This window comes from Roseomonas elaeocarpi (genome assembly GCF_042433915.1).
Lineage (GTDB): Bacteria > Pseudomonadota > Alphaproteobacteria > Acetobacterales > Acetobacteraceae > Roseomonas > Roseomonas elaeocarpi.
The window spans coordinates 19,947-42,993 of the sequence record NZ_JBHLUN010000001.1 but is presented as its reverse complement, the minus strand read 5'-3'; the positions used below and the strand labels follow the sequence as shown (position 1 = coordinate 42,993).

The 23,047-nt window shown below is 68.0% G+C and carries 15 protein-coding genes; 7 read left to right on the top strand and 8 right to left on the bottom strand.

The genetic code is table 11. The features are described 5' to 3' along the window. Positions 1 to 76 precede the first annotated feature (76 nt). Positions 77 to 1,054, top strand: a complete 978-nt coding sequence (locus ACFFGY_RS00115) for a hypothetical protein (protein WP_377042302.1) — start codon at positions 77 to 79, stop codon at positions 1,052 to 1,054. Between the two features lie 268 nt (positions 1,055 to 1,322). Further along, entirely contained in the window at positions 1,323 to 3,059 is a 1,737-nt protein-coding gene (locus ACFFGY_RS00110) for a right-handed parallel beta-helix repeat-containing protein (protein ID WP_377042301.1), read from the top strand. Between the two features lie 81 nt (positions 3,060 to 3,140). Here the strand turns inward: ACFFGY_RS00110 and ACFFGY_RS00105 are convergent, their stop codons facing one another. Both ACFFGY_RS00105 and ACFFGY_RS00100 read right to left on the bottom strand, forming a co-directional pair. Then, positions 3,141 to 4,622 (bottom strand): undecaprenyl-phosphate glucose phosphotransferase, encoded by a 1,482-nt coding sequence (locus ACFFGY_RS00105; protein ID WP_377042300.1) that lies wholly within the window; start codon positions 4,620 to 4,622, stop codon positions 3,141 to 3,143. Next, on the bottom strand, positions 4,622 to 5,698 hold the full coding sequence (locus ACFFGY_RS00100) for a glycosyltransferase (RefSeq protein WP_377042299.1): 1,077 nt from the start codon (positions 5,696 to 5,698) through the stop codon (positions 4,622 to 4,624). The genes ACFFGY_RS00105 and ACFFGY_RS00100 overlap by 1 nt, the downstream gene beginning before the upstream one ends. A 583-nt stretch (positions 5,699 to 6,281) precedes the next feature. On the opposite strand from ACFFGY_RS00100, the gene ACFFGY_RS00095 reads away from it, so the two are divergent. From ACFFGY_RS00095 to ACFFGY_RS00085, 3 genes are all read left to right on the top strand, one after another. Next, entirely contained in the window at positions 6,282 to 8,573 is a 2,292-nt protein-coding gene (locus ACFFGY_RS00095) for a GumC family protein (RefSeq protein WP_377042298.1), read from the top strand. A gap of 107 nt (positions 8,574 to 8,680) precedes the next feature. Next, positions 8,681 to 9,850: a glycosyltransferase family 4 protein gene (locus ACFFGY_RS00090; RefSeq protein ID WP_377042297.1), complete on the top strand. Its 1,170-nt coding sequence runs from the start codon at positions 8,681 to 8,683 to the stop codon at positions 9,848 to 9,850. 353 nt (positions 9,851 to 10,203) lie between these two features. Beyond that, on the top strand, positions 10,204 to 11,058 hold the full coding sequence (locus ACFFGY_RS00085) for a DM9 repeat-containing protein (RefSeq protein WP_377042296.1): 855 nt from the start codon (positions 10,204 to 10,206) through the stop codon (positions 11,056 to 11,058). Positions 11,059 to 11,224: 166 nt separating this feature from the next. Here the strand turns inward: ACFFGY_RS00085 and ACFFGY_RS00080 are convergent, their stop codons facing one another. The 6 genes from ACFFGY_RS00080 to ACFFGY_RS00055 form a co-directional block, all read right to left on the bottom strand. Continuing rightward, positions 11,225 to 11,992, bottom strand: a complete 768-nt coding sequence (locus ACFFGY_RS00080) for a polysaccharide deacetylase family protein (RefSeq protein WP_377042295.1) — start codon at positions 11,990 to 11,992, stop codon at positions 11,225 to 11,227. Next, positions 11,989 to 13,233 (bottom strand): glycosyltransferase family 4 protein, encoded by a 1,245-nt coding sequence (locus ACFFGY_RS00075; RefSeq protein WP_377042294.1) that lies wholly within the window; start codon positions 13,231 to 13,233, stop codon positions 11,989 to 11,991. Before ACFFGY_RS00075 ends, ACFFGY_RS00080 begins: the two co-directional genes overlap by 4 nt. A gap of 401 nt (positions 13,234 to 13,634) precedes the next feature. Further along, the gene (locus ACFFGY_RS00070) at positions 13,635 to 15,101 is read right to left on the bottom strand and encodes an O-antigen ligase family protein (protein ID WP_377042293.1); all 1,467 of its coding nucleotides are present in this window, start codon (positions 15,099 to 15,101) and stop codon (positions 13,635 to 13,637) included. Further along, positions 15,098 to 16,216, bottom strand: coding sequence for an NAD-dependent epimerase/dehydratase family protein (locus ACFFGY_RS00065; protein WP_377042291.1), 1,119 nt, complete (start codon positions 16,214 to 16,216; stop codon positions 15,098 to 15,100). Before ACFFGY_RS00065 ends, ACFFGY_RS00070 begins: the two co-directional genes overlap by 4 nt. After that, positions 16,213 to 17,571: a lipopolysaccharide biosynthesis protein gene (locus ACFFGY_RS00060; protein WP_377042290.1), complete on the bottom strand. Its 1,359-nt coding sequence runs from the start codon at positions 17,569 to 17,571 to the stop codon at positions 16,213 to 16,215. Before ACFFGY_RS00060 ends, ACFFGY_RS00065 begins: the two co-directional genes overlap by 4 nt. Positions 17,572 to 17,611: 40 nt before the next feature. Next, the gene (locus tag ACFFGY_RS00055; protein ID WP_377042289.1) at positions 17,612 to 19,246 is read right to left on the bottom strand and encodes an FAD-dependent oxidoreductase; all 1,635 of its coding nucleotides are present in this window, start codon (positions 19,244 to 19,246) and stop codon (positions 17,612 to 17,614) included. Positions 19,247 to 19,801: 555 nt separating this feature from the next. Between ACFFGY_RS00055 and ACFFGY_RS00050 the strand changes: the two genes are divergently transcribed. Both ACFFGY_RS00050 and ACFFGY_RS00045 read left to right on the top strand, forming a co-directional pair. After that, complete coding sequence (locus ACFFGY_RS00050; protein ID WP_377042288.1) at positions 19,802 to 20,368, top strand: acyltransferase; 567 nt, start codon at positions 19,802 to 19,804, stop codon at positions 20,366 to 20,368. Positions 20,369 to 21,216: 848 nt separating this feature from the next. Further along, positions 21,217 to 23,022: a hypothetical protein gene (locus tag ACFFGY_RS00045; protein ID WP_377042287.1), complete on the top strand. Its 1,806-nt coding sequence runs from the start codon at positions 21,217 to 21,219 to the stop codon at positions 23,020 to 23,022. The last annotated feature ends 25 nt before the right edge of the window (positions 23,023 to 23,047 follow it).

Genomic DNA, 23,047 nt, shown 5'->3' with positions numbered 1-23,047 from the left:
CAGCGGCGTGGAACCGTCGCAGCGAAACCGGACGCGGCGGCACCGATCGGGTGCTCGGCCGGGACGAAGGAGGAGCATGCGCTTCCTGCTCGGCATGCTGACCGGCGCAGCACTGGTTCTCGGCCTGCTGATGCTGGCGGGTCCCATCGAGCAGGCCTTTGTTCCACCTTTGCCACGCAACGCCATCACCGATCCCCCTCCCGCGACGCTGCCACGATCGCCGGCCCGTGCCGCGGTGCCGTCATCGGATGACGACGATCCCGAAGTTCTTGCCGCACGCGTTGAGCAACTCGGCAGCGACATGGACAAAACGATGGCCGAGGTCGTGGCCAGCACGGGAAGCGGCGACGCGGCCGGTCGGGCGCGCGGCGCGGCCATGATGGGGCGCTTCGAGACCTTAAGCCGGGAGCGCGATGCAGCCCTGGAGCAGCTCGCCTCCGCTGCCCGTCGCCGGTCCGAGAAGAACCTCGCCGAGGCGGCGCAGATCACGGCCCGGATGTCCCACGAGTGGTCCGACGGGACGGACGTGCAAGCCGCCGCTTTGCCCGGAAACACGGTGGAACCGGATGGGACGGAGGAAGGCCGGCAGGGTGGTGTGCCCGGGATCTCTGTTCCTGGCGACATGCCGCTGGCCGGAGCGGAACCGGCAATCCCGTCCTACCCCGCGGATGCTCAGGCGCGCACGCAGATCGCGGTGCCCGACCCATCCGGGCAGGAGGTCCTGCAGAGGCCCGCGGGCGATGAAGCGCAAGCCAAGACCTCCGGCGTTGTTGCGGTTCCAGCTGCTCCCGCGGCTGTTGAGCCGCCGGCTCCATCCTGGTCGGGCACGGCCCCGCCGCGTGGCCGGGCGGACATCGTGTCACCTCCAGCAGCCGCTCCCGTCTCACCCGCCCGCGTTGCTCCACGTGACAAGCCGGTGCCTGCTGTACCGCGTGCACTGCGGGCCACGGGCGGCGGGCGCTGCCTGCTTATCGCGCAGCGCGCACAACTGGGGGAGGAATTGACACCCCCGGAACTGCGCTATCTGCGGCAAGGCTGCCCGACGGGGCCCTGAGGCTGGCCATCAACGCGCCTGCGGATCACGGCCACAGGGAGCTCTCCTCTCCCAGATTTTAATTACCTAAGCGATATGTTAAGCTAAGTTGTACCCGCCAAGGTTGTTCGATTGAATACAGTCACTACCTGGCTGTTGGTGGCAGTGCCATAAACCCGCCGCTGCGCTTCCTCGCGCAGATCGTTCTCGCAACCTCCGTGTCGGCGCCGCTCCGGCTGCCCATCGTTCCTCGACACGGCGAGACGCAACAGCCTACTAAGGAGAGGTCATGGCCAACGCCCTGACGACGTACGAGATTTCTGTCAACGCATCAGCGACTTTGGCCCAGGGAGTGGGCGCGCATTTCCGATTGCTGGTAGATGATGTGCAGGTCGGCGACGCAACAGTCGGTACCAATCAGCAGTCCTATGACTTCGATGCGTCGCTCGACTCGAGCAAGGCGCACAGCATCAAGGTCGTCTACGACAACGATACCTACGTTGACGGGCAAGACCGCAACCTGCTGCTGCAATCCATCTCGGTGAACGGCAACACCGTGCAGGCCACGGACGCGCGGGAGGTCTACCACGCGACGGGCGGGCCGGGCGATCTGCAGAGCACGGGCGACATGGTCTGGGCCGGCACTGCGGAGTTCAACCTGCCGTCCAGCGTCTTCGGAAGTGGCTCGACCTCCAATCCAGTGTCCAGCCTTGCACCAGCCGCTTCCGCATCGGCCCCGAACGCCTTCTTCGTCTCGACCACCGGCAGCGACGCCGCCGATGGGAGCGCGGCACATCCCTTCGCATCCCTGGCTCGCGCCGTGGCAGCGATGGAAGGCAGCGCCATCCACACCACCTACGTACAGGGAGGCACCTACAACCTGTCCTCGACCCTGACGCTGGGTCAGGCGGATTCAGGGATGACCATCAAGGCCGTGGAAGGCCAGACGGCCGTGCTCAACGGCAACGGCCATGATTCGCTGATCTCGGTCAATGGGGCGAGCGGCGTCACGCTGAGCGGCCTCACCTTCTCCCATGGTGGCGACGGCGGCGCGGTGGCCTTGAACAACACCAGCGGGGTCTCGGTGTTGGGCAACCACTTCACCGACAATGGCCGTGGCCTCGAGATGGTCAATGCCGATGCCAGCGTCATCTCCGGAAACCAGATCGAGAACTCGGCCCGGGACGGTATCGAGGTAAAGGACGGCAGCGATCACAATCTTTTCGACAGCAATGTGATCAATGGGGTGTCCTCCACGGGCACTACGGGCGGCGGCATGTTCATGCACGGCGTCAACTACAACACGATTTCCCACAACCTGGTCGAGAACATCGGCGGCCTGGGCATCGGCATCGAGAACTGGGACAACCAGACCATCAATGTCGGCAACGTCATCACGGACAACGTCGTCCGCAACACCAACACCAACACGCCTTACGACAGCGGTGCTATCTACGTGCTGGGCCGCAGCGGCGTCGACACCCAGACGGTGATCAGCAACAACCTCGTGGAGAAGACTGGGGCCGGCGGCGACGCCCACACGGTTGCCATCTACCTGGACGACTATACCAGCGGCGTCACCGTCACCGACAACGTCCTCCGGGATGTCGGCACGCATGGGATCGAGATCCATGGCGGCCACAACGTGGCCGTGACGAACAACGTTTTCGACCTTGGCAACGATGCCAATTCGGCGATCTTCTTCCACGACATCCAGTCGGGAGACCTGCACGACATCGCCGTGTCGGGCAACGTGATCACGTCGTCGAAGGCTTCGCAGCAGGCCTACGACGTGTACGCCACGGGCAACATGGGCGTCAGCCACAACGAGTACTGGAACACCGCGGGCGGTCAGATCAACACCGGGCCGGACAGCAGCGCGGTCGTGGCCGACCCGCACTTCCAGGACGCCGCCAACGGCAACTACGCCCTGGCCTCCGGCTCCGCCGCCGGGGCGGTCGGGTTCACGCAGATCGACCAGTCGGCGACCGGCCTGCAGCCGACCACGGAGCACTGGTACCTGTAAGCAGGTAACCCTCCGGCCCAGCCGTGCCCGGTTCGCAGGAGCCGGGCACGGCACCGGGCGTCCTATCCAACGCCCTCCGCATCAGTAGGCGACGTCGCGGTGGGTGACGCTGGTGACCACGGTCAGCAGGAGGATCTTGAGGTCGAGCAGGACTGACCAGTTGTCGATATAGGCCAGGTCGTACTCGACACGGGCCTTCATCTTGTCGACCGTATCCGTTTCGCCCCGGAAGCCGTTGACCTGCGCCCAGCCGGTGATGCCAGGTTGCACGCGGTGCCGCCCGAGATAGCCATCGATCAGCTTCGCGTAGTGGTCGTTGTGCGACAGGGCATGAGGCCTGGGACCAACCAGCGACATCTCGCCGCGCAGCACGTTGAACAGCTGCGGCAGCTCGTCGAGGCTGGTGCGCCGCAGAACCTGCCCGACCCGGGTGACGCGGGCGTCGTTGCGCTCGGCCTGTTTCACGTCGCTCTCGGGCTCGGCCTGGTGCCGCATGGTGCGGAACTTCAGCACCGTGATGTCATTGTTGTTGAAGCCGTGGCGCCGCTGGCGGAACAAAGCCGGCCCCGGACTGTCGAGCTTGACCGCGGCCGCCACCGCCAGCATCACCGGCGCCACCAGCACCAGCAGCAGGCTTCCCAGTACCAGGTCCTCCAGCCGCTTCACCACCCGGTTCCAGCCGGACATGGGCCGGCGGCTGATCGTGACCACGGGGCTGCCGAGCACGACGTCCAGGCCCAGTGGCGGTGCGATCAGGTCGGGCAGCGCGGGACAAAGGCGGATGTTGGTGGGAATGGCGCCCAGCCGCCGCACGATCGCGTCGATCTTGACGGTGCTGGTGTCGGACACGAACAGCATCACCTCGTCGATGCGGAACAGACGGGCCAGCCCGATCAGGTCCTCGATGCTGTTCCGGCGCCGCGCCACCCGCTCCGGCGAGAAGACGCCGAGCAGCTGCACCTCGTCGGGCCCGCGCTGACGCAACCGGCGTGCGAACTCCTCCCCGTTGCCGGCCAGGTCCACCACCGCCACCGTTCGCGCCAGCCGTCCCCGCCAGCGCCAGCGCGCCACCTGCGACAGGGCCAGGGCACGGATGGCGCTGCAGCCCGCCAGTGCCAGCAGGAACCAGCCGATCATCCACAAGCGCGAGTATTCTTCCGAGGTCTTGGTGAGGTAGCCCAGGATGATCAGCGCGGCCATCACCAGCGACCAGGCCTTGGCGACCCGCAACAGCTGTGGGCCGAGCCCGTCCAGCAGGTGGCGACCATAGGCCCCGTTAAGCTGCATCAGGTTGAAGTTCAGGGCCACCGCCAGCAGCACCGTGCTGAGCAGGTCGGGCGGCAGCGGCGCGGCACCGTGGCGCAGCATGTAGGCGAACAGGGCCGTCAGCGACACCACCGCGGCGTCGGACACGATCAGCCCACCTGCCAGGAAGTTGAGCGGGTCGGTGCTCGGCGACACGGCGCGCGCATCGGCCTGGGCGTCGACCCAGGCCCCCAGCGGCTCCGCGCCTGTGGGAACCGACAGCAGCGTCCGGCCGGCCTGCTTCAACGATCCAGGCATCACGGCGACGCTCCGCTCGTTTGTTCGCGCGGCACCCAGGCCACCGTCTCACCGATACGCTCGGCCACACGATCGGCGTTGTGCGACAGGGCCCGTGCGCGGGCCGCCACCCGCATGCGGTCCAGCGCCGCTTCCGGCTCGGCCAGCGCCGCGTCCAGCGCCAGAACCGCGCTACCGGGCGCCCGCGGGTCGAAGGTCCAGCCGGTTTCGCCCGGCACGACAGCCTCTCGCACCATCTGACTGCGCAGATTGCCGATCACGGGCAGCCCGCCCGCCATGGCCCGCAACACCGTGTCAAACAGTTCTTCCGAGGAACCCGAAACCGCCAGCAGCCCGCACTCACTGAGGAGTTGCGGCAGCTCCTCCAGCGTGGGGGCCGGGAGAAAGGACTGCTCCAGGTTCGGGGGCAGGGGCTGGGCGTCGAGCACGGCGCGCAGGTCGCCATCCCCGGCCCACCACAGTTCCAGCCTGCGCTCACGGTTGCGCTCGGCCCAGGCCGCGGCGAAGGCCAGGAAGTCGGCCACGCCCGCGCGCGGGGTCAGCGCGCCCACGTAGAGCACGCGGTGCGCAGCGGCCCCGGAGCGGCGCTCCGGCAGCATCGCGAACGGCTCGAGGTCGAGCGGCTCGGCCACCGCCAGCACCCGCACCTCGTGCCTGGCCCGGTGCCGCACGCCCTCGGCATTCGCCTCGCCCGCGACGAGCACGAGATCCGCCCGGCGCAGCAGCAGGCGCCCCAACGCCCCGTGCGGAGGCAGCTGCCGTGCCCAAAGCACCACGCGCACCCGGCGCCGCATCGCCCGGTACAGCAACGCCTGCAACATTCCGGCCCCGAGGTCTTCGCACACCACGAGCTCCGGCCGCTGCAGCACGAGCCGCAGGAAGCCCGCGGGGGCGAGGCGCGTCACCTGCGCGACGTCGCGCCGCCGCGGACGGTCGCCGGTCCCTGCTGCCAAGTCCAAGTTGGGCAAGTCTAGGTTGGGCATGATCCGCTGTGCGGCCACGAGAAGCGCCGACTCAATCTCCTCGGTCACCGGCTGTCCGGCCAGCTTCAGCGGCGACACCGATTGCGTGACCATGGCCTAGATGCCCCGTCGACGGGTCGATCTGCCGGCGTGAACATCCCGGGACCAGCCCGGCGTTGCTCGTGCTGCCATTCGGGTTTCTCGTTCTCTGTCAGGGTCGTGTCCCGACAACGGCGTTAGCACGGTGCGCGCGCCGTGCTCGATCCGTCTGAAGGAGTATTCCGGACGGCGCGGGCCAGCGCGGAATCGCCCGTCGCCGCTCGGACAAAAGAACCGTGGCGAATACGCGGTGTTCGTGCGACGCATCCGGGTTGAAGCGGCGGACACGATGCACGCGCCGCGCCCCGGCGTCGCGCCGATTACTCCCGCAACGCGACAGGTTTCGGCTGCGGATCACGGCTCGGCAACGGCTTACGGGGCAGCGTGGTTGCCCAGTGGCAGGCGCGGCAGCGTCGGTACTCCGGAAGGAGTAGCCATTCTACGCAGAACGGCACGGCCCTCGTGATCAGGCATAGAGGAAGAGGATGATTGATCGCATCCCGCGCGGGTGGTCGTATTCGCTCACCACTCGGTGAGCGACGACGGGCCACGCGTCGCACCGCCGCATTCCGGCAATACAGTGCTGAGGGATACCCGCGTGACGAGCCAGTCCAGCATCATGACGGTTGCACGCAATGGCGGCGAGCTCAGGCTTGCCGAGGATCTGCCTCAGACGGATGGGGCCACCGCGACGCTGCGCACGGCCTTCCAGACGATCCTGCGGCGTCGCTGGCTGATCCTGGGCACGCTGCTGCTGCTGAACGTGACGGCCTTCGTGGCCGTGCGGAGCCTGACCCCCCGCTATACGGCCGAGGCTTCGCTGCTGATCGGGCCGCGCCAGGCGCGCGTCGTCGACCTGCAATCCGTGATCGCCGGCCTGTCGGGCGAGAGCGACGTGATCGAGAGCGAGGTGCAGGTCCTGCGCTCGCGCGACATCATCCGCCGCGCGGTGGAACGCCTCGGCCTGGACGGGAATCCCGAGTTCAACTCGGCCCTCCGGGAGCCCGGACGCTTCGCCAAGCTCAAGGAAACGCTCACCGACCGGCTGCTGCAGCTCGAAGAAGCGCTGCCCTCCTGGGTGCCGCAGTTCTGGCGCAAGGCGGAACCCGACGAGCCGATCGCTACCCTTTCAGGCTCGAGCCAGCGTCCCAGGGACCCGCTGGCGGAGCCGATCGACCAGTTCCTCCGCCGGCTCTGGGTGACGCCGCAGGGTCGCTCACGCGTGCTGCGGCTGGGTTTCGAGAGCACCGATCCCGCGCTCGCCGCCGCCGCCGCCAATACCCTGGTGGACACCTACATCGCGGAACAGCTGGGCGCCAAGGTCCGTGCCACCGAGCAGGCGCAGCGCTGGCTCGCTGACCGGGTGGCCGAACTGCGCGAGCGGATGGTGACCGCGGATCGCGCGGTGGAAGAATACCGCCGTGCCCTGGGCATCACCCAGGGTGTCAACGGCACCCTGCTCAACGAGCAGATGTCCGCCGCCAACGCGCAGCTCGCACGGGCCAGCGCCGAGCGCGCCGATGCCGAGGCACGTCTGCAGGCGGCCGGGGTCAGCCTTTCGGAAGTGCAGGACACGCCGCTGCTGCGCAGCCTGCGCGAACAGGAAAGCGCGCTGCAGACCCGGATCTCCTCGGCGACCCGCCCGGGCACCCTCGACAACGAGATGGCGCGCAACCAGCTGCGCGACGTGCAGGACCGCATCCGCGTGGAAACCGAGCGCACCATCAACGGTGGTCGTGCAACGGGGCTGCGCCGGGCGGTGCTGACCGCGCGGACCCAGGAAGCGCTGCTCATGGCAAACCTCGGCGACCTGCAGCGCGAGGCGGCGCGCAGCAACGAGGGCACGGTGGAACTGCGCGCCCTGCAGCACGAGGCCGACGCGAACCGGGCGCTGTACGACCGCCTGCTCGCCCGCTCCAAGGAAACCCATATCGAGGCCGGGCTGCAGCAGCCGGATGCGCAGGTGCTGTCGCATGCCGAGGTCCCCGAGCAGCCGTCTTTCCCGAACCCGGTCATCGTCCTGCCGGTCATCTTCGTAGCCAGCTGCGTCCTGGCGGCGCTGCTGGTGTTCGTTCTGGAAAGCCTCGACCGCGGCTTCACCACCCTGGATCAGGTGGAGCAGAGCCTGGGGGTTCCGGGGCTCGGCGTGGTGCCGCGCCTCAAGCGCAGCATCGGCAGTTCGCAGAACCCCGCGACCTACGTCCTGGAGCACCCGGCCTCGGTGTTCAGCGAGGCGATGCGCAGCCTCTACACCAGCCTGATGCTGTCGGGCCAGGAACGGCCGCCCAAGGTCGTGCTGATGGCCTCGGCCCTGCCGGGGGAAGGCAAATCCTCCACCGCGCAGGCGCTGGCCCGGCTGATGGCGAGCTGCGGCAAGAAGGTGGTGCTGGTGGACTGCGACCTGGTGCGGCCAACGGTTCACCAGGCCTTCGGGACGGAGCGCGGACCAGGCCTCGTGGACTACCTCGCCGGCAATGCCGAGGCCCAGGACGTGCTGCGCCGCGACGCCATCTCGCCGGCCTGGTGCATGCCGGTCGGATCGGGCGCGCGTACTTCGCCCGACCTGTTCGCCTCGAACAACATGCGTAACCTGATCCAGTTCCTGTCGGATCGCTTCGACCTGGTGATCCTGGACTCCGCACCGATGCTGGCGGTGTCGGACACCCGCAACCTGTGCCGGCTGGCCGACCGGACGGTGCTGCTGGTGCGCTGGATGGATACCAGGCGCATGGCCGTGCAGCCGGCGCTGCGGCAGATCGCGGAGGCGGGCGGCATCATCGCCGGCGTGCTGCTGTCGCAGATCGACCTGCAGCGCTACATGCAGTTCGCGGGCACCACGCGGCTGCAACGCCGCCTGTCGTTTTATCGCCGCGGACGGGCCGGCGCGTGAGCGGCCCTGATCCGGGCACGGCACCGTCCACGCCGCCCCATGCAGGACCGGTCCCCTACTGGCCGCCACGCGACGGCGCCTGCCGTTCCTTCCTCTAGGATCGCCCGATGCGCGTCACCATGCTGACCAACTTCATCGCGCCGTACAGGGTGCCGCTGCTGGAAGCGGTGCGCGACCGGGTCGGAGACCTGCGCATCTTCGTATCCACGCCGATGGAGGAAGACCGCGACTGGGCGGTGGAATGGGGCAGCCTGGACGTGGTGGTACAGCGCAACCTCACCCTGCGCGGTTCGTACCGGGACTCCTTCGGCTTCTCGGACCGTTTGAAGATCCACGTGCCCTACGACACGCTGGCCCAGCTGTACCGCTTCCGGCCGGACGTGGTTATCTCGGGTGAACTCGGCGCGCGCAGCCTGCAGGCGGCGGCCTACGCGGCGGTGCATCCGCGCGTGCCGCTGCTGATCTGGGCAACGCTGTCGGAACACAGCGAGCGCGACTGGGGCCGCGCCCGGCAGGCGCTGCGCCGCGTCATCCTCGCCCGGGCGGACGGCGTGCTCACCAACGGCGAGAGCGGGGCGCGCTACATCCGACGCTTCGGCATTCCCGACGATCGCATCTTCCGCATCAACCAGCCGGTCGCGGTGGACCTGTTCGCGGCAGGCGAAAGGGTCCGCCCCGAGGCGGAGGTCACCCGCCTCCTCTACGTCGGCTACCTGTCCGGGCGCAAAGGCATCGCGGAGTTCGGCCAGCACCTGCTCGATCACGCCCGGGCATACCCGTCGCGCGCCTTCGAGGTCTGGTGGGTGGGCGAGGGCGACAAGCGCCGGGGCCTGGAAGCGCTCCCCTTCGGCGCCAACGTGTCGCAGCGCTTCTTCGGGAGCCTCCCCTACGCCGCGCTGCCGGACATCTACCGCCAGTGCGACGCCCTGATCTTCCCCACTCTGCGCGACGAGTGGGGACTGGTGGTCAACGAGGCCATGGCGGCCGGGCTGCCGGTGCTCGGCAGCATCTACAGCCAGGCCGTGGAGGAGTTGGTGCGCGAAGGGGAAACGGGCTGGGTCTTCGACCCGCGCGACGCCGCCTCGGCCCATGCCGCGCTCGATCGCATGTTCGGCGCCGGACCGGACCAGCTGGCCTCCATGCGCCGGGCCTGCCGTGAACGCATCGGGAAGCTGACCCCCCTGACCGCCTGCGACCGCATCGGCCACGCTATCGATGAAGTCCTGCGCGGCCGCCAGAACGGCGCGCCGACCCGGGTGCAATCGGTTCCTGGCTAAGTCGGACCACCTCCGCGCCGGGGCACCCGGAAGCAAAACGCCGCTTCCCGGGACAGGAAGCAGGTTCTGCGGCGCAGCAGCAGTGAAAGGGCGCACGGGAGCGGGAACGCGCGCCGGACGGACTAAGCCTGAGGCGTCATGATCACGAAACGCCGCGGCAAGGAGGAAGCGTGAGGGACTGTTTTTCTTTCTTCATCCCGGTGCAGCGGCGGCGTGCCGGCGAACCGCGACAGGGTGGAACTCAGCGGGGGCTTCGCAGGGCTTGGCGGACGATACCGACACGCGCCCTGCGCCTGGCCCTGCTGCTCGTGATGGCTGGCCCGGCCCTGGCAAGGGCGCAACAGGATGGCTGGTTGCCGGCCGACCTGCAGCGCGACCGCACCGCCGCCATGCGCGACATGCTGCCGCTGGGGCAGGAAAACAACGTGCCGCTCTACGCCTGCCGCGGCCGGATCGGCAATGGCGTGCATATCGGCCGGATCAGGTCCGACTTTCCGTCCTGCCACATCGGCTATGATGGCCGCGAGCTGGAGGTGAAGCCCTACGAGGTGCTCAGCCTGGCCTGGGTGGAAGCGGCCAACGGCAGCATCCCCGCACAATCCCTCAGCGCCGGGCAGGCGATCGACGCGTCAACCGGGGGCCGCTTCGTCAGCCTCGGTCTTTATCCCTGCCGCGCCTCCTACCAGACCGGCGTCCACGTCGGTGAGGTACGCCCTGGCGGCAGCGGCTGCGTCTTCGGCTTCGGCGGAAAGGAGGTCAGCGTGGCAACCTACGAAGTGCTGCAACTGCCGTCCTGGGTCGCCTGGACGGAAGTCAGCGCGCGCAGCCTTCCCGTGGATGCCATCGTGGGCGGCAGCGAAGGAGGCGAACCGCTCTACGTGTGCCGCGCGGCCGACCGGAACGGCATCCGGCTGGGCAAGGTCAGGGCCAATTCCGGCGGTTGCAGCATCGCGAGCGAGGGACGGGAGCTGGTGGTGTCACGCTTCGAGGTTCCTGCGCCGCGCTGGGCCCGTGCGACGGCCAGTCCCGTTCTTCCGACCTCCGCCGTCCCGGCCGGGCGGGAAAACGAAGGCCTGCTGTACCTTTGTCGCGTGCAGCGCAGCGGCATGATCCAGATTGGCAAGGCGGGTCCGGAACTGTCGGGATGCCATGTCGGGATGCAGGGCCGCGAGGTCGTGTACCAGGAGTTCGAGGTCCTGGGACGCTGACCATGGTCCTTCCGGGAGACCCCGGGGTTTTGCCCAGCGGACGTTGAGCCTGGGCAGCGGTGATCGCCCTTGACCGGCAGGGCGCCTGCGTCTCCGCTCGCTGGCCCGTCCGCCCCGGCATTCCCCTTGCTCACCCGGGTGTCGGCAGGAGGACCCGCGCAGCGCCCTAGCGTTGAAAGGCGTAGCGCAACTCGGCCATGCCCCAACCTGGCTCCATGCGCACCCGCGGCAGGCTCCAGGGATCGGTCGCCGCCGCGGCACGGCGCGGGATCGTCGTGAAGAAGCTCTGGTATCCGGCAGCCCGCGCCAGGGCCGGCTCGCGCTCGGCCCGGAAGTCCCGCGTGGGCTGTCCCCAGGGGCAGGCGAAGTGGAGGCAGGGCCGCCGGATCTCCGCTTCTATGCGCGCCCGAGACAGCGCCAGGTCCGCCGCGGCGGCCTCGTCGGCAAGGGCCGAGAAGCGGTCGTGCTGCATGGAATGGGAACCCACCTCCATTCCGCCGGCGGTGAGAGCGCGGCAGTCCGCCCAGGTGACGGTGTCCGGGCGCCCGGCGTCGATCCACCCGGGCACGACGAAGAAGGCGGCCGGCACGCCGCGTTCCGCCAGGATCGGGACGGCGTGCTCGTAGGCGTCGCGATGGCCGTCGTCGAAGGTGAGGCAGACGAAACGGCCGCCCACGCGCCCGTCGGGACCGCCACCGGCCAGCAGCCGCAGGGCGTCGGTGACGCCGACGAACTCGGCGAGGTCACGCAGCCGCGTCAGCTGCCGGGCGAAACGCGCCCGGTCCCGGCGCGGCAGGTGATGATAGAAAAGGAAGAGCACACCGTCGTCCGCCCCGCCCGCCGGCCGGCCGATCGTCAGCAGCGGGAGCGCCAGGCTGCGCGCGAGCGGCATCTGTCGCAGGAGGCGGCCGAAAGGGAGGGCCGTGCCGTTCATCCCGCGCGACGCCGTTCCGACACGGGCTCGGTGACCGACCGCGGGCGACCCGAGCCCACGCCGCGTACCACCGACGCGATCTGCTTCGTCGCGCCGGCGACGCTGATGGCCGTGCCACGCTCCCGCGCCCGGCGCCGCATCTCCGCCAGGCGGTCCGGCGGGGTGTCGAGGAACCGCGTCAGTGCGCCGTTCAGGCTTCCGGGCCGGAGCGGATCGAAGATCCAGCCCGTCCGGCCCTCCTCCACCATCTCTTCCACCGCCTGGCTGTAGACCGATCCGAGCACGGGAAGGCCGCTGGCCATGGCCTCGTTCACGACCAGGCCCCACTCGTCCCACATCGTCGGCAGGATCAGCGCGCCGCAGGTGGCGTAGAGCTGCGCCAGCTCCGCGTAGTCGAGGTGTCCCGTGAAGCGCTGCCTGACGTTGCCGGGCATTGGCGCCGCTTCCAGGGCCGCGTGGTCCTCGCCCGTTCCAGCCCAGACGAGTTCGACCTCGCGCTCCGGATGCGCGCGCGCCCATTCGGCCACGCCCTCCTGAAGCTCGAAGACGCCCTTCTGCGCGATCAGGCGGCCGGAGAAGATCAGGCGCCGCTCCTCCGCCGACGATCGTTCGAGCGGCGCGCGCGAGAAGAGAGCCGTTTCCACGGGCTGGTTGACGATCTGGATCGGCAGGTCGGGCTCCAGGGAGCGTATGTAGCGCGCGCCGCTCTGCCCATTCACCAGCACCGCATCCGTGGAGCGAAGGATGAACCGCCGCAACGCACGCCGCGCCGGACCCCAGTCCCGTTCGGTATGCTCCGAGAGCGTCGCCCAGATGATCAACCGGCAGCGCGGGTTGGAGCGGCGGTAGAGCGCGGCCTGCAGCGACCGCGCGCCCATCTCGCCCGAGATCACAACGTCCGGGCGGTAGGCGGACAGACGGAGCAGCGTGTCGTAGGGCACGTGGATGAAAAGCTGCTGGATGACCTTGCTCGATCGGCGACGGCGCCAGCGCAGCATGACGCTTTTCTGCACCACCACGTCGAGGTCGCCCCAGTCCGGCTGCCACAACCGGTCGGGCTCCATGCGCGTGGACACGAAGATCCGCAGCTGTCCGATCTGATCGCGCAGGCTCTGCAGGAGCTTCACGCGGTACGGCGCGACGAAGTTGGTGAGGAGCGCCGTGCGCACCGTGCCGTTGCTGCCTTCGGGCGGCCTGGCCGCGTCCCGGGCAGGATCGGCGGGAAGAGGATGCACGGGCATTCAGGCCACCGGGAGGCCGGTGCCGGCAAGGATGGCACGAGGGCTGCGCAGCGGCACCCCGGCGACGGCTCGAAGGATCGGACCGAACGATGCTTCCGTTCCCGGGAACCCGCCGCCATCGAGCGTCCCACGCATCATGCCCGTGGAGGGCTGGCACGCGGCACGGGACATCCTACGGATCATTTCCCTTGCTCCCCGTCTCCGTCGGAGTGCCGATCCTGGCATGGCTGCAACCGGGACGGGTCAGTTTATGGCGGGATGCTCCACGGCTCATTGTGATTAACACTGGGCAATAGTGCGGAGACGTTTCCTGTCCAGGTTCTTCACGGGACCCGGATGATGTCGGCGACGCCGATGACGGCTCCGATCTCCGCCTCGCCCCGGCGCTCCGGAAGCGCCGGTCAGCCGGCGGCGCTGGTCCGCGCCAGGGCGGGCCTTTCCGGCCAGGCCGCGCCGGGAATGATCCTGGGACTGGGCGGAGGTGATGCGCCCGGGCGGGCGCGGGCCTTCACCGCCACGGGCCAGATGGAGATCATCAGGAGCTGCAGCGTCAGGAGGGTGGGCGTGGTGCCCACCGCCACCGTGTCGGACACCGCACCGACGCACACGATCACGGTGTAGAACGCGAGTATGGGTGCCGGCCGCAGGAACAGCCTCACGATCAGCAGCAGGAGAATGGCGATCAGCAGCACGGTTCCGACGGCGCCGACCGACAGGAGGCTCTGCAGGAACAGGTTGTGCGCGTTGTCGACGACTAGTCCGTTCTCGAAGCCGAGATGCTGTCCCAGCACCACCTTGCTGGAGTTGTAGCCCCAGCCGATGATCGGGCTCTCGTTGATCTGGCTCCACGCGAAGTCCCAGATCTCCATCCGGCCGGTGAGCGTGGTCATCTCCGCCGCGTCGCCGGACCGGCTGAAGCGCGATCCCAGCACACTGAGAATGCCGGGAAACAGCATGAACAGCACCGCCAGCAGCAGCGATCCGAGGATGGTGAGCGCCATCAGCCAGGCCGAGCGTGACGCGACCACGACCGCGATCCCCAGCACCACGGCCAGCATCATGGTACGGCAGTCGCTGGCCACCAGGGTGACCGCGCCGAACCCCATCAGCAACACCGCCATGAGGAGGCTGCAGCGCCCCGCCCACCACAGGAGGAACACGGCGCCGATGAACTGCGCGTCGAGGTAGCCAAGGTTGGTGGCCTGCCCCGCGAGGCCGCACATGCGCATGAGCGTGCCGCTCAGGGTCCAGGTCGGTGCCGAACCCAGTTCGGGAAGGGCGTAGAAGGCGACCCAGCTGCCGATGTGAAACGCCACCATCCCCACCGCGAAGGTCCAGAGCGCCCGGCTCTCCGACAGGCGGGTGAGCAGGGCGCAGGCGAAGCCGAAGAAGCAGAGAAGCGCCAGGGCACAACCGAAGCTGTAGCCAGGAAGCGGGGAGTACAGGCTGGAGACTAGCGCCATCAGGATGTAGCCGATCCAGAGCACGGCCTCCGGCCGTCCCAGCAGCTGCTTCGCCAGGCGCACATGGCCCGCACCGATCACCCCGGCCCCGATCCAGAGCGCGAACTTCAGGGCGCTCTGCCAATCCGCGTCGGTTTCCCCGGCCCCGCGGACGCGGAACTGCCCGTCGTTCACGAAGGTCAGCACGGCGAAGTAGGCCATGATGGCCAGCGGCGACCCCGCGAAGGCCATCGCCACCACCCACGCCCCCAGCACGGCGCCGATCAGGCCGAGCGGCACGAGAACCAGGAGCGGCTGGTCGGCCGAGTACAGGATGGAAGCCGCGCACAAGGCGGTAAAACCCAGCACCGCGGCCGCGGCCACGACCGTGTCATGACGCGGCAGGAAGCGACCGTTCGGCATCATGGCGAAGGCAGCACCAGCTCGGGCGACGAGGCCTGCTTCCGCACGCCGTAGGTGTTGCGCACGTAGGGCGCCGTCGCCGCCATGCCCGCCTGCAGATCGAAGCGCGGCTCGTAGCCGAGCCGGTCGCGCGCCTTGTCGATCCGCACCTCGCACCGGGCGGCATACAGGGCGAGCTTATGGCCCGTCGGCACGTGCACCGCCTCGCCGCGCACCAGCTGGCGGAGCCGCCGCAGCAGCAGATTGACCCGCGTCCGGGCTCCGGCGCCGATGCGCCGGGCCAGGAAGCGCTTCACGCCGGACAAGGCGGAGCTGCGTGGAGGGGCGGCGGGACGGTCAGGGGGCTGGCGCGGAACCGGCAGCTCGGCGCGAGACAGCAGGCGAAGCGAACGGGTGCCGAGCATCGCCTCGTAGGCCGCGAAGAAGTCGTGCCACGTCACCGGCCCCGCGCCGCTGATCAGGAAGCGCTGGCCAGTCGCGGCCTCGGTACGCAGCGCAGCCATGGCGGCGCGGCACACGTCGTCCACGAACACCGCGTTGCAGTAGCCCTGGCCCTTGTCCGGCAGGACGACCTGGCCCGTCAGCAGCTCCTGCACCGGGGCATCCGTCCAGGCGCCACCGCCGGGCCCGTACACCACGGTGGGCTGCAGGATCACGAGCGGGAGCCCGTTTTCCCGCGCGCGCCGGAGCAGCGCCTGCTCGATGGCGAGCTTCGTGTCCTTGTAGTCGGAGCCACCCTGCGTCTCGGGCTCGTGTTCGCGCAGCTCGCCGTCACGAAACGGCTCGTACACCGCGGCGGTGCTGAGGTGGACGAGCCGCATCCCGTTCTTCAGGCATGCCTCGGCCATCGCCTCGGCGATGCGGAGATTGGAAGGCATGTCGTAGAAGTCGAAAGCGCAGTGGAACACGGCGTGGCAGCCCTCCAGGGCCTGCCGCAGCGCCGCCGCGTCGTCCAGCCGTGCCACCACGGCGTTGCGCTGATCGGACGGACGCCGGACCAGGACACGGACCTCGTCGATGCCCGGCTCATGCCTGAGCAGCGCCGCGAGGCGCCCGCCGATGAAGCCCCCGCCGCCGGTGACGGCGACCCGCAGGCCGCTGTTCTGAGACGTGCTCATGCGCCCACCATCCAGGCAAGAGCCGCGAGGCCGGCGCAGCCCAGCAGCGCGACGCCGAACAGCGCCGCGGCGTCGGGCGCACGCAGGACCCGGGCACGGCTCAGCAGCAGCAGCTGCATTGCCACGAGCGGCAGGCTGCTCAGCGTGGAGGCCGCACCGGCCCCGAGGCCGCCGTAAAGAGGAACCAGCAGAAAGATCGCCGCGCAGAGCAGCACCGTGGCCGCGGGATACACGACCAGCCCGTCGATCCAAGGCTGCCGCCCCGCCGACAGCGAGATCGGCATCAGCCACGAGGCCAGCACCAGCGGCGGCACGGCCACCAGCAGGACGCGGACGTCGGCGGCGCTGTGGGTATAGGCCGGGTACACGTAGCCGACCATCGGACCGGCGAGCAGCAGCCCGACCGCCGTGATCGCCGCCGTGGCGCCCAGCAGCCGGGCGCAGTCCCGCAGCAGCAGGCGCGACAGCGCGAAGGGCGCGGCGCCCGCCAGCCGCTCCATAAACTTCGGATAGTAGAAGGCACTGAAGCCGGACGCCGTTCCGACCAGCAGGGCGAAGATATTGGCCGCGAAGGCGAACTGCCCGAAGTCACCGGCGGGAATGACCTGCGCCGCGAACCAGCGGTTGGCGGTGACGTGGAAGGCCCACATGAAGGAGGTGGCGAACAGCGCCAGGCCCTGCCCGACCAGCAGGACCGCTTCCGTCGGGCCCGGCCGCTCGGCGAGGCGCGGCGGCATCTGCCAGTGCAGCAACACCGCGAAGGCGCCGTACCACAGCCCGAGGGCCACGAAGCAGCCCACCGTGCCGCCGAGCAGCATGCCGCTCAGCCGGGCGACCACCAGCCCCGAGGACAGCACCGCGATGGATACGGCGTAGTTCCGCCGCAGCGATCGCGCGCGATAGATACAGGCCGGACCGAGCGACACCATGTAGAGCAGGCCCGCGAGCCCGGCGAGCAGCGCGGCCTCCAGCCTGAACGGCAGTCCCCGCGCAACCGCCAGCGTCGTCAGCACCAGCACCAGCACCACGGCCGTCGCCGCCGCGATGTAGAGCCGCAGCCAGAGCAGCCGCTGCCCCAGGCGCTCGGCTTCCTCGGGCCGGTTGCCGCCCAGCTGCGCCGGGATACGACGGTCGGCGAGCTGCGAGGCACCGAGGTCGAAGATCAGGCCGTACTGGAACAGGGTCACCACCAGGGAGTACTCACCGAACTGACCCGGGGTCATCAGCATCGGCAGCAGCAACCCGACCAGCGCGTTCAGCGCGGTCACGGTGGGAATGAGGCTGCCGAAGACGGCCGGCTTCAACAGCAATGCCGGCACGGGGAAGCGCCGCGCCAGCACGGTTGTGCCCGGCATGGATGTTGTCGTCATGTCGGTGGCCCGGCCGGGAACCGCCTCAGCCCGCACCCGTCGCCTCCGCCCGCGCCGGCCACTGCTGCACCGTGACGACGTTGCGCGTCGCGATCTCCGACTTCAGGCGCGCCGCCAGGCGCAGCGCCATCGCCGCGATGGTGAAGGTGGGGTTGGCGGCGCCCGAGGTGGGGAACACCGAGCTTCCGGTCACGTAGAGGCCCTGCACGCCGAAGACCTGGCTGTTGATGTCCACCACACCGCCGGCGGCGTGGCGCGCCATGCGCGTGGTGCCCGCCGGATGATAGGAATCGACCACGGCGGAGCGGGGCGGCACCTCGGCATCCAGCCAGTCCAGCAGCCGCACCTCGCCCAGGCCCAGGCGCGCGAACTCGTCGCGCACGGTGCGCGAGAACACGCCGAAGGTGCGCCAGGTGAGGTCGTCCAGCCGCCAGTCCACCAGCACCTTGCGCAGGCCGAGCGCGTCGGTGCCCCGGCCCAGCACGACGCGGCTGTCGGGCTGCGGCGTCTGCTCGCTGAACACTTCCAGGTGGATCCGGCGCGGCCGCGGCGCCGGTGAAAGGCCCTTGGCCAGCACCCGCCAGGCATCGCCCGCGAGGGCCGGGCTTCCCCGGCCCAGACGCGCCAGCGTGCCGCCGAGGCCCTTGGGCCAGCGGCGGCCACGAGCGGCCTCCATCAGGTCGCGCACCGCCTGCATGCCCGAATCCGCCTCGTACTCGTATTCCAGGCGCGCGACGCAGTTCAGCACCTTCTGCTCGCGCTGGACGGCCTCGCTCAGCGCCAGCTTGGGAAGGTAGTTGGCGCGCTTGCCGTAGAGCAGGTTGAAACGGTCCTGGAGGCGGCGCGGATCGGTCGTCTCGATCGTGGCGGTACGGCCGCAGGGGTGATCCTGCAGGAAGCGGCCCACCAGATCGCGGTCGTTGCCCAACCCGTTCGGATGCTTGCTGTCGGACAGCAGCAGCAGGCGGGCGTTTTCGATGGCGCCGGCGCAGAGCACGACACGCCTCGCCGCCACGGAGCCCCGCCGCCCGCCCAGGCTGCAGAAGGCGACGCGGCTTACCTGAACGCCGCTGGCATCGGTCTCGATCGAGCGCACGTTGGCGTGCAGCAGCACGCGCACGTTATCCGCCGCCCGGATTTCCTCGCGGAAGCGGCGGCCCAGATCGGGCTGGCGGATGAACACGCCGTGCACCGCCTGCAGCTTGGCACGATCCAGAACCAGGCTGCCCAGGCCGAATCGCTCCCAAACGGGCTGGTCATACTCGTCCTGCTCGATCCGCAGGTGCTGCTTCGCCCGCTCGTAGAAGGGCGCGAGCTCGTCCGGGCCGATCGGCCAGCCGCTGAAGGGCACCCAGGGTCGCTCCGCGAGGTCGATGGGATCAAGCGGGATGCACTGACCGCCCCACAGCGTCGTGGTGCCGCCCAGGACGCGCGACCGGCCCGCCTGCAGGCCGCGGAACGCCCCCTCGCTCACCTCGCCGGCACTCAGCGCCTGCGTGGCATCTTCCGCGCCCAGCCCCCCGCTCTCGAGCAGGATGACCTGCGTCGCCGTTCCCAGGAACTCACGCGCGATCAGGAGGCCGGCCGCACCGGCGCCCACGATGCAGATATCGGCCTGGAGCACTGCGTGATCAGGCAGCTGCTCGATGTCGGTGATCACGAATACCGTCCCCGCCAGTTTCCGGTGAAACCCGATGCTCCCGAGCCATAACCATGTCATTCGCGGTTGACGATTGATCCATTCGGCAGTGGCAGGCGGCGGGCGCGGCTCTTTGGAAGTACCACCATCGGAAGATGCATCTATTTGCCGGCAACGGGTCTGGCGGGTGGGCCAAGCCGCCTGTCCACCGGGTAACCTGGCGGTCTGAGTTGGCGGGAGCGCCCGGCGCGGCCGGGAGATCGTGGGGGGATCGTTCCGGGTTGTTGCAACCGAGGAGCCGGGTCCGCGATCGGTCCGATCGTGGCAGCAGCCGTCCATCCGCTCCGCTGCGGGCTCTCACATTGTCGCGGTGCCTGGATTGCACACCCCGCGCGTCGCTCCAGGTCGTTGCTGGCCGCGGCCACACCGGCTACGCCTCATAATACATCCGGGACGTCGGGAACCGCATCGCGTTCCTTTCGTTCCGCCACGAAGCACCCACCGCTTGTCCATCCTGGATCGATCACGGCAGCAAACGGCACAGAGTTCCGGGCGAAGACAAGAAAGGACAAAACCTTGGAAATTATCGGCAACGTCGAGCGGAACAAAGTCGTCGGTAGCCCCGAAGGCCTTCGCGTCCATTTCTACAGCGTGGACTGCTCGATCGAGGTGGGTGACGAATGCCAGCTCTCGGGACTGACTGTCCATTTCAGGTCCCCTGGCTGCAAGGTCGTGATCGGACCGCGCTGCATCATGCGGGGCGACGTGCATCTCAAATCTCCCAATGTTTCCGTCCTGATCGGGCGCAATCTCCGGGCCAGAACCGGCATTTTCATGAATGTTGCCGGGGGAAACGTGGTGATCGGGGATGATTGCCTGTTTGCCTCGGTCAAGTTCAGAACCTCGGACAGTCACCGGATCCTGGACGCAGCATCGGGCGAGGCCATCAACCCGCCCGGCAACATCGTCGTGGGGGACCGCGTCTGGATGGCCGAAGATGTTCTGCTGCTCAGAAACGCCGAGGTGGGTTCGGACTCGGTCGTGGGCGCACGGTCACTGGTGAACGGCTCGATTCCGGACGGCAGCCTGGCGGTTGGCACGCCGGCCCGCGTCGTCAGAACCGGCGTCCGCTGGGAGGAATAGCAGCCGAACTTGACGGCCTGTCCTCACTCCCATGAGATGCCGCCGCTACGGCACGTGGCCGGGACGCGGTCGGATCGTTCATGATGGAGGACAGGCATCGGTTCGAGCGCCTGCAGCGGACTGTCGCAACACCGAGGCAAGCCACGCACCGGATCCTTCCGGCTGCTGGCACGTCCCCGGTTGCCGTTGCTGGGTTGCGCGCTCCTTGAGCCTTCCGGCTTCGTCGCGCGACGCCGGAGAGCGCCGGCGCCGAAGCCATCTGACTGCGCCGCGGGACGGATCCCGCAGATGGTCTGGGCCCAGCCGCACGAGCCGACCGGCAAAGCGCCCGACCGGAACCACGCGGTGATCTGTGCTCCCCCCTCCCAACGGACCATCAGCGATGACCTCGCTTCCGCGGCGGTACCTGCCCGAGCTACGCCTGCCCTGTCAGGGAAGAAATCATGGTCACCGCAGTTCCGGCTCCTGAGCGAGCTCAAGAGGAACGAGGTTCCGGAACACCCTCACACAGAAAGCACTCAGGCAAACCGCCTGAAGGCCGGGCGCAACTCGCCCGGGCGGTGGTCCACGAAACGAGGGAATGTGCCTCGAGGTCGGGCTTGATGCCGGTAGCGCCTAGTAAGCCGCCCGTACCTCGCGCCGCTGGCAGCGATGCCTTTGATGCCAGCATCATCAGAATTCCCGCCATTCGCTTTATCCGGCCGCTTAACGAACAGGCTCTCTTTCTCGCGCCATGTTGATGCACATGGCTCATGATAATTTTGCTGAGCGCAGCCACTCGGACATCCCGGTGTGCTTACCGCCGGACGTGAACGTAAAGACCGAAATGCTTTGTTGGAGTCCCACCGATGTTACGAGATGATGGCAGCCCGTCAGCGCTCAATGTCATTCTGATCACAGGTGCCATCAGAGAACCGCTGGAGTTCCTGGCCACAGTTGAACGTGCCCTGTCGCTGGTGCGGCAAGGCCGGGCGAGCCACATTATCGTTTCCACCTGGGCCGGGCAGATTGCGTCAATTCCGGGACTTGCAGCGATCCTGGACGACAGCGGCATATTGGTGGTGCAAAGTACGACGCCGGAAGATCTTGGAAAGGGTGCCATTCACGCGCAGTTTAAGAGCGTGATGGCAGGACTCCTGGCCTGTCCGCCAGGCTCGCGGGTGCTTCGCTGTCGAACGGACAAGACCCTCAAGCTGATGGGTACATTGGAGGATGCGCTGGATCAGCCGCTCTCCAGGACGACCGACATCGGCCAGTTCAAATCCCCTTTCAGGAATAAAATCTCGATCCTGGGTTACTCGTCCACAGCCTTTATGTGGATGAGCGACTTCTGCTTCTTCGGCGATCGTGATGACCTTCTTGCCGCAATGGGCGTGGCAAGGCACTTCGAGGAAGTGTTCTTTAACCCGATCGCCTCCCCGGAACTCAGGGTTCTTTCCTGGCCGTTCTACCAGAACAATGTCTTCCTGCTCGAATTGTTCAGCCAGATCTCACATTACAGCATCAGCCATGCCCTGGTGGTCTGGTCCAATCGCGGGACGGAGGATTTGCCTTCTCCCCTCGCCAGGCTTCTGGCTCTGCATGCTGCGATTCACGCGAGTAGCTTCCTGTGCGGGCGAGACCTTTCGGGTCGCCTGCCGCAGCCTTCCGGGCCACTTCTGCCATTGTTGACCGGCCGACCGGAGCGTCACCTGGTCGACACCGTGTATATCGCGGGGTTCCGCGGAACCAGGGCCACGTCTTCCATCCTGTTCGACCGTTTGCTGAATGATGGCATAAACAGGAAAAGCGGCAGCACGTCGTTCGATGACGCCGCGAATGATATTGCCGACGGCGGATACTCCAGCTGGCGATTCAGCCCGGAAAATGGTCAGGAAACTCTCGACTTCATCGAGAAAGCTTTTTCGCAAGACAGTCCCATGGTTGCCATCATGGCCAACAAGGACCTCAAGCCCTTTATCGGAAGAAGTCGCAGTATCGCTGCGCCCGCATCATCGCAGAGGGAGCAGGATTTTAAGGCTGTTCTTGTCGCGCAGTTCTCGAAGGTCCTCAACGACCTGGGAATCTCCTACGTCGATCCGGCCTACGGTGCGATCGCACAGGACGTGATCAACAGGCCGAACCTGATCATGGCATCGCTTGAAGCCACCGTCTTGTTTTGGTGTGGCATGAAGCGGTTGATGAGCAACGATCCAACAGGCCTCAGGGACGCGTGGATTCTGATCGGCGCTGCGGCAAAAGGCAGAAGTTCCGATGCACAGATCATGCGCGGCTGGTTGTTCAGGAATGGAGTTCAGGGCTACCTGAATGCCGCGGAAGCGGAAACAGCTTACGGGGAAACCCTGCGTGACCTTACGGATGCCGCAAGAAAGAATATCTGGCCGGCCCTGGTCATGATAGGGCTGTTTCGCCTCGACGGGGCGGATCGCCATTTCGATGCGCGCGTTGCTGCCAGCACGCTGGAGCAGGCAGCCAAGTCCGCGGGAGAATACAGCGAACTCATCGGCAATGCTGCCAGGGATATGTACGCCAATCCGCCCACCGCCAGAGTCACCATGCTGCTCTGGAGGGAGAGCTTCGGCAAACTCCAGCAGATCATCAAAGCCGCGGGGCTGGACCGGCGTATGCCTCCGAGCCTGCTGGCGGCCTCATGAACGGTGCGGTCGTGGTCCATGGTGC